An 11913-nucleotide genomic window follows, 5' to 3' on the forward strand; every position below is an offset into this window, starting at 1 on the left:
AATCCCTATGATAATGCTTGTATTGAATCATTTCATGCTATATTGAAAAAAGAAGAAGTAAATCACGTGCAATATCTAGATTACTATTCTGCTAAGATAGCAATTTTTCAATATATTGAGGGCTGGTACAACCGAAGAAGAATACATAGTGCTTTAGGTTATTTGACTCCTCAAGCCATCGAAGATCAATTGAAACATTCAGCATAAGAGTTAACTTTTTTGTGTCCAATATATTGACTCAAATCCAGTTGTCTTCAAGTAAAACTAGTATATCGTTTTCAAAAACTTGTATATATAATATTTCTTTTAGATTAAAATTTTTTTCAATTGTTTCCTTTATTTTAGTATAAAAAGACTTTTGTTCACTCTGCTTATTTTTTAAATTTAAGTCAATCAAATATATATTAGATATAAATAATAAAACTACTACCAATAGCAAAAATTTTTTCCGTAGCATAAACACCTCAAAATTATTATAACTCAACTTTCGCAGAGAATTTTCCACTGAAAAGCATTGATCCATTAAGATCAAATACCAGTTAATAATTATTCTTGACAAACTAGATAAATATAAAGGTTCAAATTAATGGAATTTCTGAAACAATGAATTGGATTGGGTTACTACCCTACAAGTTTACCTAGTTATATCAAGCTTTACTTTGTAATTCAGTCCGCGAAAGTCCACTTTCTAATCCCAGAGTATTCACAAAATCTTTAAAATGTCTATGTCTACTACCGATGTAAGCTACTATACCCAAGATAATGCCGGAAATTATAGGTAGGTATACCCAATTCACATTATGGAGTAGAAGTCCATATGCCCAAATCCCCAAAGGTGCAGACGTCATCACAGCAGTATTAGCAATTCCTTGTACACGCCCTCTTAAATTTTCGGGAATTTGTAATTGAAAGTATGAAATAGCGGGAATGAACTGAATAAGATTAATCATCGCCAGTAACATCAAGATAAAAATGAATATCACCGTAATAACCCAGTTAGATGCATTTGTAAATACCGGTAATTTGGGAAAAGCCCATAAAACTATTAATGCTGATTGAATAAATAGTAATTTAAAAAATTTCATTATCAGTGAATTCGTTGACTTATATGAAGATACAATGATTGCACCTAGGATCACTCCTAAGGATGACGCCCCTTCTATCAAAGCTAATTGAAAACCTGTCACTTTCAATACTTGGTAGGTAACAAATGTAATCACCATAATTATCAGAGGTTGATAAATAAAGTTTATTATCACTACAAATATAAGTAAGAATTTTATTGTTTTTTGAACTTTCAAGTATTCAATAGCTTCTTTAAGACTATTAAAATAACTTTTAATCGTTAATTTGTCTTGCTTTACTTCGATAGTTCTTTTGAAAACAATAAATATTTCAGATATTCCTGATAATAAAAATGATATTCCATTTATTATTAAGATCAGCTCCATATTAAACAAATTATACAAGGTTGCTCCAAGTATTGGACCTATTATACTTACTACTGCTTGTAAAGATTGTATTGAAGAATTTACTGAAGCAACTCTTTCTTCGTTAACAATATTAGGAATTGATGCATTTACTGCAAGGAGAAAAAAACCTTGAATTACACCTATAATTATTACATAACCCATAAAAATTGATACGCTTTGAGGGTAATAGCTAAATATTATTGCAAAAATTAAAACTGCAATCCCACTTAATAAATCAGAAAAGACGATAATTTTTTTTCTATCAAATCTGTCTACAAAAACCGAGCCAAAAAAACTGACAAATATTGATGGCAATATATTCAAACTTATTAACAACGAAAATATTGCTGCAGAACCGGTTAAATCTAATACATATAAACTTAACGCAAAACTAAATATTGCACTTCCCAAAACAGAAACTGCTCTACCTAAAAATATCAGTAAGAAGTTTAATTTGTAGTTAATATTAGTTTTTTTCTCAACAGAAATATTCTCCATTCTTTTTTCTCCTTGCATTTTATTTCTTAATATTAGCATATATACCTATAAATACATACGATGGAAATATATCTAAATACATACTATTCAGTTCACTAATGTTCGTCAAGGATTTTTTATGAATATTAAAAATTTTTTGATAAATTCTCAGCCTATTATTTGAGTGGGAAAATGATCCACGTTTTATAACTCAGATTTGCGATTTATTATACATCTTTTTTGAAACGTACAAATTCAGTCGTCATATACTATTATTTCAAGTTTATTTATTAACTAATTGAACTTTTCAGTAGAACCATAATAAATAATGTCCTTTTGCACTAGGGATATTAAGGAAGACCATCCATTACGTCTGAAGTACTTCTTGTACTCTGAAAAAGTTTAAGGGGATTCTACTAGAAGTTTCAACTATAACTAGTTGGTAGTTAGTTGTAATTAGTTGTATTTTTCCAATCTTCTTAATAACTGTTTCTTCCATGTATTGAAATTCATAGAATGAATTTCGGATATGGTTTTTCCTTCTAAAGACCAAATATTACTCGTAATTTTAGAGTTATCTCCTTTTATAACAGGTGCAGATATACCTCCTATAACTTTATTATCAATTATAAATAAATGAACTTCAGTTTTGCCTGAACTTTTTAATAAGCCAGATTCCCATACATCAAGGGGATGATTTTTTACTATAAACTTTTCTACATACACTTTTTTACCAATATAATCTAACGGATTAGTCTTCTGTACACTCCATAAAAGTAAATAACGAGGCTGTATTAATGTTTCTTTAGTTAACTGGTAAGTTTCAATATTTCCTTCATATGAAATAACAGTGTATCCTTTATGTTTAAGATATTCACTTGCTATTTCTGAGTTACTTTTTGAAGAACAGCCCGAAAAAAATATCATTAATATTAAAATAAATATAAATATGTACTTATTCAATATTAACACTCGCCTCCTTTTGTCCCATTATTCCTCTCTGTCCTATCTGAATAATTAGTATCGTAATTATTGTTATTTAATTGAATGCATATTACTAAAATCAAAATCAATATCTGTATAGATAGTTTCTAAATATTCATTCCCGTCCATTTTATTTTAAAAGAGATTTTTCTAATATCTTCAAGCTTATAGGACTTATCAAAAGCAGAGGTTGTTCCACTGGTTCTGTAAAGTTGCTAAGTACAATTTCTTTAAGATAAGAATCGCCCCAATTAATAGTACTGTAAAATGGAGTTTTTACCACATATATCCTCTTCACAGTAAATTATATTAAATAATCTTATTGCTGTAAATTGGGAAAATAGGTATATCATACCTTCGATAATCCGACCTTTTTGCAATGAATTTGCGCAACATTAAAAAAAGCCCAACGAATACATCGTTAGGCGTAAATTCAAGTCCGATAATAAAATCTTTTTGGAAAAGTATATTCAACTATTTCCTTGCTACATAAAAGATCCGTTCCGTATCTTCAGTAACAGGGCCCAAACTAAAATCTCCAAATACATCAAGTGGTTTAAATCCTACTTCCTCTAACAACTTAACTACAGTATCAACGGAATAAGTTCTTTGCTGATGAACCTCATGAATTTTTTCATAAGCTCCATCTAAATTGGCAACGAAGAGGGTAAGGTCGTGTTCAACGGATAATTGTACTTCATCTACATCTGTTAACCAGATTACAGAAATATCTTCCTCATTCCAGGCAAAAGTTTGATTGAAGACATTGGTAATCTTATGGGGCGAATGCATATCAAAGATAAAATACCCATCTGATTTTAGATGCTTATAAACTTGGACAAATGTCTGTCTTAAAGCATCTATTCCCTCTAAATAATTTAATGAATCACAATAACTTATAATTAGATCAACGGTAGTATTTAGATTAAAATCCTTCATATCTTGTTCTAATAAAGGGAAGGAAGTATTATTTAACATCATTTTTTCATAAGCTATTGATAACATATCCGTCGATAAATCAACACCGATAACTTGGAATCCTTCTTTACTTAAAGGAATCGCTATACTCCCTGTCCCACAGCCAAGATCAACTATAATTTTGGGGTTAATCTTGTATTTACTAATTATTTCCTTGGTGAATTTAATCCATTCATCATAAGGAGCGTCTTTCATCAACTGGTCGTAAACATAAGCAAATTTTTTATAGCTCATTTTTATTTTTTAAATATGTCCATCCTTCCTCTTGATATATCAATCCATCCTTCATCAATTTTCCTAACGCCCGTTTGAAAGCGGATTTACTTAAATTAAACTTCTCTTTGATAATATCCGGTGGAGTTTTATCCCAGTATGGCATCGCACCCCCGCGGGAAACAAGTATTTCTAGTATTTTGTCTGCATCTTCAATTCTACTTACTTCCTTTAAAGGCTTCATCGAAAGGTTTAACTTGCCATCTTCTCGAATATAGGAAACCCTCACCATGATTCTCTGGCCTAATCTCAATTCAGATAGTCGTTCAGAACGATGAAGAAATCCTATTTGATTGTTTTCCAAATAAATTTGAGTACCCATACTTAGATGATGGATAACTGTTCCCTCGATGAAGGTTTTTTTATCTAGTAATTGATTATCTTCACGCGGACCCTTTTTCTTTTTGATATATTCCTTAATCTCCACCTCATCTTTAACAAGTGCCGCTAATAGTCTTTTTTGCTTATCGTGAACTAGTTTTACGAGTAACCAATCTCCACTCTCGGGCCAAATTCTTTTATCCTCTGGTAGTTCAGAGATTGGAAGTAACACTTGTTTACTAATTTGATTATCTAAAAAATAGCCCATTTTAGGTTGAAAATCTTTAACTTCTAGAAAATCCACTTCATCTAATTGTATTTTGGGTTGAGCTAAGGTCGCGGCAATCCTTCCCTTATGATCATTATATAGGAAGACATTTATTTTTTCGCCAATCTTGATTTTTCTACCATCTGTTTCTGAATAATGAAGCAGAACATCCTCTTCTCCATTACTTAAAAAATATCCGAATGGTGACTCCCTTTCCACAGTAAGTAGGTGATATCTACCTGTCACTAATTTCATTATTCATTCTCCTCAAATTCAATTCGTGGTGCATCTCCCCACAAACGCTCTAAATTATAAAACTCCCTCTCCTCTTTATGGAAGACATGAACTACTACATCTCCCAAATCGATAAGTACCCATCTCGCTTGGTCTAACCCTTCAGTACCTTTAATTTCGATGCCTGCTTCTGCCATTTTGTCTTTTATCTCTTTTGTAATAGCCTGTACCTGCGTTTCTGAATTACCGCTACAGATCACAAAATAGTCAGCAATTAATGATAATCCTTTTATATCTAAAATAACGGTGTCCTTTGCTTTTTTACTACTTGCCGTTTCTGCAGCTAATAGTGCTATTTCCTTGATAGATAATCCCATTATGATCCTCCTTCTGTTAGTTTACCAATTTCATCTATTAAAGAGTTTCTTGCCTCAAAGGTTAATGGATATATTTTGGACTTCTTCTGAATTAAAAATGTTATCGTTCTATCCAAAGCAGTAAGTAGTGCTTGATTAAGATCTAGCTTGGCCAATTTCCTTATCTCATCAACCCCAGGATATTGCCTTAAGGGCTCTATGTAGTCGGCTAAACATACTATTTTCTCTAGCAGGGACATTTTTTCCCTTCCAGATGTATGATAACGGATCGCCATAATTATATCGTTATCGGTGATTTCCAATTTTTCTCGTACAATAATTGAAGCAACGGGGCCATGCCATAGTTCTTCATTATACTCTAAAAGATCATTAGGAAGTTCTTGATATTTCACGATTATTTCAATCATCTTTTCCTTAGGCCAATTTTTGGCGAAGTCATGTAATAATCCAGCTATTTCTGCTTTTTTTACATCTGCTCCATTTCTAACAGCTAATTCTTTTGCTGTCTCAGCAACTCCAAGTGAATGAAGAAAACGTTTTTCTGTTACTTGTTTTTCTAAAGCAGATTTTAATAAAGCTATTTTATTCTCCATAAAGCCCATGCTCCTTAATATATTGTTCCACATCTTTTGGAACTAAGAAACGAATCTCTCTATGATTCCTAACCCTATTTCTGATCATTGAAGATGAAATATCAAGTTGTGGCATGGGGACCATTTCAACATTTTTACCAATCTGCATGGTAAGATAATCTTCTTCGCCCATCTCTTGGTTTAAGCTATATCCCGGCCTTTCTAGCCCGATAAATTTAACTATTTTCAACAATTCATCTATACCTTTCCAGTAAGGTAGGTACTTGATCATATCGCCACCAATAATAAAGAAAAAAGAATCATCTGGATACCTGCTTTTTAATTCCTTCATTGTGTCAATAGTATAAGAAGGTCCATTTCGCTCTAATTCAATTGTGCATATTTTATAACGAGGGTCAATCCCTAGGATTAACTTCAACATCTCTAGACGATGTTGGATAGGGGTAATATTGGTGTTAAGCTTATGCGGAGGTTTAAAAGCAGGCATAAACCAAATTTCATCCAATTTTGCATGAAATAAAACTTGGTCAGCCGCAATCAGATGTCCAATATGTATTGGGTCAAACGTACCGCCTAAAATACCAATCTTCTTCATTGTTATCTCGTTACCTCGGAAGCTCAATTTGTTTATTTTCTTTTGATTCCTTATATAATACTATGGTATGTCCAATAATTTGAACGAGTTCAGATTTAGTACCTTCAACAATTGCCATTGCAACTTCATCTGTATCTTCTAAGCTGTTTTTTAATACTGATACTTTGATCAACTCTCTAGCTTCCAATGCTTCATTAATTTGTTTTATCATATTCTCATTTACTCCACCTTTACCAACTTGAAATATCGGATCAAGATGGTGTGCTAATGAACGTAAATATCTTTTCTGTTTTCCTGTTAACATTTATCTCTACCTTTCTCAATTTGTTATTTTTCAATTGGTCAGTCAAAGACGTTTAATTTATCGTCAATAAGTCTAATACTGTCTCTCTCATAATACGAGGATCAGGGGTAATTCCTGTCCACTTTTCAAAAGCAATAACTCCTTGGTAAACAAACATTCCTAATCCACTGTGAATTTTAGCTCCCTTTTGATGTCCATCTAAAATTAGCTGAGTCACTATTGGATTATAAACGATATCGCTAATAATATGATTAGAACTAATCCATTCCTGCTTGATTAAACTCTCCCCCGTATTCGGATACATACCAACGGAGGTAGTATTAATAATTATATCAATTTTGTCGATAAAATATTTAATCTGGCTTGTAGTTATAACAGATGAAGGTATGTTCTTACCCAATTTACGTTGTAATTCCTTTGCTTTTTCAATATCCCGGTTGACTATAACTATTTCTTTCAATGAATGTTTAGATAACGTAACACCGATAGCCCTAGCTGCACCTCCGGCACCTAAAAGTAATACCATTTTCCCAGCTAACTTAACACCAGTTTCTTCAATTAAGGAACGAACATAACCTTCCCCATCAGTATTATACCCGATTAGGATACCATTTTGATTAACTATGGTATTTACTGCCCCTATTTCCTTAGCTTCACTAGAAATTTCGTCTAAGTACCTCATAACATTTACCTTATGAGGTATTGTCACATTTAGCCCTCTAATATTTAGTGCTTTAATCCCAGTAATCGCCTGCTCTAATTGCTCTTTTTTAACATCAAAAGCTATATACCGATAATTTAAACCTAATTTCTCAAACATCACATTATGCATTTGTGGTGATTTGGAATGAATAACTGGATGACCGATTAAAGCAATCAATTGGGTTTCACTATTGATCATATATACTCCCCCATCTAAGGCTTACCCAAAAAAATATAATATTTTATTAAATCAATGCTTTTCTTACGTGTACTCCTATCCCCTTAGGAACATAGACGTCAACATTTGTTACCTCACCATCAATGGTTACCCAACCTAATCCTGAAATAACTACATCTGTTTTACCTTTGCCGGAAATTTTGAATGAATGTTTTTGGAATCGCGGTAATAATTCTGCCTCTTCTTTAGATGGAGGGCTTAATAGTTCGCCAAGATGCTTATCATATATTTCATCAGCTTTATTTATTCTCGTTCTATGAATTGGTATATCATTGGATAAATAACAAACAAATGAATTGCGTGTTTTTCTCACTTGGTCAATTCTCGCCAATCCTCCCCAAAATAAACTTTGCTCGCCAATTAGCTGATATACCTTAGGCTTAATTGTTTTTCTAGGGGAAATGGCCTTTAGAGTTTCTGGAGAAACCCATTCGCTTAGACGCTCTTTATGAATAACTCCGGGAGTATCGATTATATAATTCCCATCTGATAATGGAATACGAACGATGTTTAAAGTTGTTCCGGGATATCGAGATGTTGTAAGCTCAATTTCAGTATCCTGATGAATAATAGGAATTAAACGATTGATGAAGGTTGATTTACCTACATTTGTTGCTCCTACAACCAATACATCTTTACCTTTCCTGTTAGCTTCTATATATTGCGCCACATCCATCAAACCGATGTTTTTTTCGGCACTGATCAAAAATATCTCTTCTGGGAAAAGACCATGTTCCTTTGCGTAATTAGCTAACCATTGTTTCACTTTGATCTTGTTAGTCGATTTTGGAAAAAGATCAATTTTATTGGCTACCATTATAAAAGGATTATCACCTATAAAACGATGTAATCCCGTAATAAAAGTACCATCTATGTCAAATAAATCTACAAGATGAATAACTATACTATCCGACATACTAATATTATTAAGGATCTGTAAAAAATCATCTTCATCCATTTCAATTGGTATTACTTCATTGTAGTGCTTAATGCGAAAACATCTTTGGCAGATGTGTTGTTCCTTATCTAAAGCAGATGGAGGAATATATCCGATTTTCTTAGGAAATTCAGTTTGTAATTCAACTCCACATCCTTCACAGTATTTGATCTCGTTCATAGTTAATCCTCCCAAGTTATCAATCCGCGTTTTTTCATCCAAGGTAAAATTATTCGTTCAATGCTCCTGTTAATCTTAGTACCTAATCCTTCTTTTTCAGATATCGGGATAACTAATATCGTATATAACCCCATACGATTTCCACCAAAAACATCGGTCAAAAGCTGGTCACCAATAACTACGGTTTCACTTGCAGACGATTTTAATATTTGCAAGGCTTTTTTAAAGGCAGCCTTAGTAGGCTTTTTTGCCCGATGTATATATGGAACAGTTAATGGTTCAGCAAATTCCGCTACCCTAGTCTTATTATTATTGGAAACGATTATTACTTTAAATCCAAGTTCCTGTAAATCATCTAACCATTTGATTAACTTTGGTGTATAGTCAGGTGAATCTGCTTCAACCAAAGTATTATCAAGATCAGTGATTATAGTTGTAACTCCTTGTTTTTTCAGTGCTTGTAAATCAATATCATAGATCGATTTAACATATAAATCTGGAGCAAAGTATTTAAGCAACATAACAGCTAACTCCTTAAAAATAATTATTAATTCAAATCTTTGTCTATCGGCAATAACTATACCATATTTAATTGGATAACTGCAAAAATGTTTATCCCATTTTTTTATAATATTTATTCTTTAATTAATTTTGCTCTTACAGATTTTAATTTTTGTTCCATTGAGGCTTTTTTATCTCTTCTATCGTCAATCCTAATTGACGTTGATACACGTAAAGCCCCCCTCTCAAATGGAACCTCATGCATTTTCCTTACTACAGCCAATATATCATCTAAATCACCTTCAATGATGGTGCTCATTGGTGTTAGTTGGTATTTAAGATTTTCCTTTTCCAATACTTTATGTACTTCAGCCACATAATGACTAACACTAGTTGTAGCTGTGCCTAGTGGAGTAATAGTAACTTCTACAATTGCCATTTTAATCCACACTCCTTAACTGAACTTTACCTTATTAATTCTATCAGAAAGTTAAAAAGAATGACCATATTTTTATCTATAATAAATTTTCCTTTTAGAACAAAAAATAAACCAGAAATTATCTTCTAAAAAAAATGTTAATAATGATCAAATGAAAAGGAATGTTGAAAATGATCAAGTATTGGCGTTGGTTTTTAATATCTCTTATATTCTTTTCCATTCTGATTATTGGTATAGGGTGGTTAACACCCGAGCAAAATGAAGCAGATCTATCAAGAGTAAAAACATTATCTAGCAAGCAAAAAAATAAAAAAGTAATTATGATTATGATTGATTCCTTAATGTCAAAAAACATCGAGCAAGGGATAAAAGATAAGGAGTTACCTGCCTTTCAATTTCTGATTAATAAAGGGCAATTCCATCGCAATTTAGTAAGTTCATTTCCAACAATGTCTGTAACTATAGATAGTACCTTACTCACTGGAACAACTCCAGCTAAACATCACATACCAGGATTGATCTGGTTTTCTTCAGAGGAAAATAGAATTATCAACTATGGTACCGGTAGTAAAGAAATCTTATATGATGGAATCAATCAAGTCTTGACCGATTCCATAGTAAACCTTAATCAGTTACATCTTAATAAAAAAGTATCAACTGTTTATGAGGATTTGGCCAACTTAAATTTAACATCTGGTTCGGTCAATGGATTGATATATCGTGGAAAAATACCTCATTCAATAACTTTACCACCATGGATATATGGATTAACAAGCTTGCCAAAAAAGATAAAAGTATATGGGCCAGATTTTTTAAGCCTTGGTGCTTTTTCTAATCCTCTTGACAATATGAAAAAACTAGAAGATAGCCTAACTAAACGTAAAGGTTTTAATAATGATTATGCTGTAGAAACACTTAAATATTTAATAAAAAATAATCGTTTACCTGATTTTACCTACATATATCTTCCTGATATGGACCAACAAATTCATAAAAAAGGGCCAAATGATACGAATAGCATAAAAGAGGTAGATAAACAACTTCAATCATTGCTAGATAGCTTTGGAAGTTGGGAAAAAGCAATAGATAATACAATATTCATTATTATCGGTGACAGTGGACAGTCTAAAGTGTTTTCCAGATGGAACGATCCTATTGTTCCTTTATATAAAATCTTAGAAAAATTCAACGTTCTACCATCTGCTGAAAAAATAACTGATGAAAACGAGATAGTACTTGCAGTCAATGAACGAATGGCATATATTTATCTGTTGCAGCCTTATCTTAGGACAACAGATGTTGTTAATGTCTTAAAAAAAGAATCCAAAATAGATATTATTGCATGGAAGGAAAATGGTTGGAATCACGTATTACAAGGCGGAACAAATAAAGAGATGAGATTTAAAAAAGGGAAAGGATTTATCGATCCTTATCAACAACAATGGCAAATAACAGGAGATACTGAGGTGTTAGACATCAATGTCAATAAAGAAGAAAATTCTTTGTCATATGGCAAATATCCAAATGCTTTAAGCAGGTTATCAGGAGCATTATACTCCCACAAAGGTAAATTTATTGTGATTACTGTAAGACCAGGCTATGAATTAGTTGGAGATGCCTCACCAACCCATATCGGTGGAGGATCGCACGGTTCTCTGCATGAAGTAGATTCTTTAGTTCCCTTAATCATAACGGGAACAAACCAAAAACCGAAATATTTAAGAATGGAAGATCTAAAACCATTTATTTTAGATCTTTTAAAGAAAACGGAGTAACTATTAAGTTACTCCTTTTATTTAGACAAATCTACAAGCTTTTTTTGTATAATAGATATTGTAATAAATATCTTGTGAGGGGAGAAATATGTTAACAAAGCGTAAGGAAGATGTGAGAACTCAAGTTGAATTAGTATCAATAGAGGATCTGGTACCAGAGGATCATTTGGTTAGGAAAATAGATCAAGCAATTGACTTTAGCTTTATATACGATTTGGTTAAAGATACCTATTCTTTAGATAACGGCAGACCAAGCATAGATCCT

15 protein-coding genes are annotated in these 11913 nt (G+C 32.2%); 3 read left to right on the plus strand and 12 right to left on the minus strand.

Annotated elements, in window-relative coordinates; genetic code table 11:
* The coding region (locus BHF71_RS07815) for an integrase core domain-containing protein (protein WP_141705358.1) at window positions 1-207 on the plus strand (207 nt) is incomplete at its 5' end.
* 440 nt (window positions 208-647) lie between these two features.
* On the opposite strand, the gene BHF71_RS07825 is transcribed toward BHF71_RS07815, so the two are convergent.
* The 12 genes from BHF71_RS07825 to BHF71_RS07880 all read right to left on the minus strand — a co-directional run bounded on the left by BHF71_RS07825 (window position 648) and on the right by BHF71_RS07880 (window position 9873).
* A complete protein-coding gene (locus BHF71_RS07825) occupies window positions 648-1970 on the minus strand; it encodes an MFS transporter (protein WP_176717331.1) in 1323 nt (440 codons plus the stop codon).
* Window positions 1971-2405: 435 nt separating this feature from the next.
* Window positions 2406-2912, minus strand: coding sequence for a hypothetical protein (locus BHF71_RS07830; protein ID WP_084024408.1), 507 nt, complete (start codon window positions 2910-2912; stop codon window positions 2406-2408).
* Between the two features lie 495 nt (window positions 2913-3407).
* Window positions 3408-4145 carry a class I SAM-dependent DNA methyltransferase gene (locus tag BHF71_RS07835; protein ID WP_069657114.1) on the minus strand — a complete coding sequence of 246 codons (738 nt, stop codon included), beginning with the start codon at window positions 4143-4145 and terminating at the stop codon, window positions 3408-3410.
* Window positions 4135-5028, minus strand: coding sequence for a CvfB family protein (locus BHF71_RS07840; RefSeq protein ID WP_069657115.1), 894 nt, complete (start codon window positions 5026-5028; stop codon window positions 4135-4137). The genes BHF71_RS07835 and BHF71_RS07840 overlap by 11 nt, the downstream gene beginning before the upstream one ends.
* Window positions 5028-5384: a ribosome silencing factor gene (gene rsfS / locus BHF71_RS07845; RefSeq protein ID WP_069657116.1), complete on the minus strand. Its 357-nt coding sequence runs from the start codon at window positions 5382-5384 to the stop codon at window positions 5028-5030. The genes BHF71_RS07840 and rsfS overlap by 1 nt, the downstream gene beginning before the upstream one ends.
* Complete coding sequence (gene yqeK, locus BHF71_RS07850) at window positions 5384-5977, minus strand: bis(5'-nucleosyl)-tetraphosphatase (symmetrical) YqeK (protein WP_069657117.1); 594 nt, start codon at window positions 5975-5977, stop codon at window positions 5384-5386. Before yqeK ends, rsfS begins: the two co-directional genes overlap by 1 nt.
* Complete coding sequence (locus BHF71_RS07855; RefSeq protein WP_069657118.1) at window positions 5967-6572, minus strand: nicotinate-nucleotide adenylyltransferase; 606 nt, start codon at window positions 6570-6572, stop codon at window positions 5967-5969. Before BHF71_RS07855 ends, yqeK begins: the two co-directional genes overlap by 11 nt.
* Window positions 6573-6582: 10 nt before the next feature.
* Complete coding sequence (gene yhbY, locus BHF71_RS07860; RefSeq protein ID WP_069657119.1) at window positions 6583-6876, minus strand: ribosome assembly RNA-binding protein YhbY; 294 nt, start codon at window positions 6874-6876, stop codon at window positions 6583-6585.
* A 52-nt stretch (window positions 6877-6928) separates the two neighbouring features.
* On the minus strand, window positions 6929-7777 hold the full coding sequence (locus tag BHF71_RS07865; protein ID WP_069657120.1) for a shikimate dehydrogenase: 849 nt from the start codon (window positions 7775-7777) through the stop codon (window positions 6929-6931).
* 46 nt (window positions 7778-7823) lie between these two features.
* Window positions 7824-8933, minus strand: a complete 1110-nt coding sequence (gene yqeH / locus BHF71_RS07870) for a ribosome biogenesis GTPase YqeH (RefSeq protein ID WP_069657121.1) — start codon at window positions 8931-8933, stop codon at window positions 7824-7826.
* 2 nt (window positions 8934-8935) lie between these two features.
* Entirely contained in the window at window positions 8936-9454 is a 519-nt protein-coding gene (locus tag BHF71_RS07875; RefSeq protein WP_069657122.1) for a YqeG family HAD IIIA-type phosphatase, read from the minus strand.
* 113 nt (window positions 9455-9567) lie between these two features.
* Window positions 9568-9873 (minus strand): MTH1187 family thiamine-binding protein, encoded by a 306-nt coding sequence (locus BHF71_RS07880; RefSeq protein ID WP_069657123.1) that lies wholly within the window; start codon window positions 9871-9873, stop codon window positions 9568-9570.
* A 170-nt stretch (window positions 9874-10043) separates the two neighbouring features.
* Here BHF71_RS07880 and BHF71_RS07885 point away from each other — a divergent pair, with 170 nt between their 5' ends.
* The gene (locus BHF71_RS07885) at window positions 10044-11648 is read left to right on the plus strand and encodes an alkaline phosphatase family protein (protein ID WP_069657124.1); all 1605 of its coding nucleotides are present in this window, start codon (window positions 10044-10046) and stop codon (window positions 11646-11648) included.
* A gap of 88 nt (window positions 11649-11736) precedes the next feature.
* On the plus strand, window positions 11737-11913 hold a 177-nt coding region (locus BHF71_RS11610; RefSeq protein ID WP_084024410.1), incomplete at its 3' end, for a transposase.

It is taken from the genome of Vulcanibacillus modesticaldus, assembly GCF_001730235.1.
In the GTDB taxonomy this organism is placed as follows: Bacteria; Bacillota; Bacilli; order Tepidibacillales; family Tepidibacillaceae; genus Vulcanibacillus; species Vulcanibacillus modesticaldus.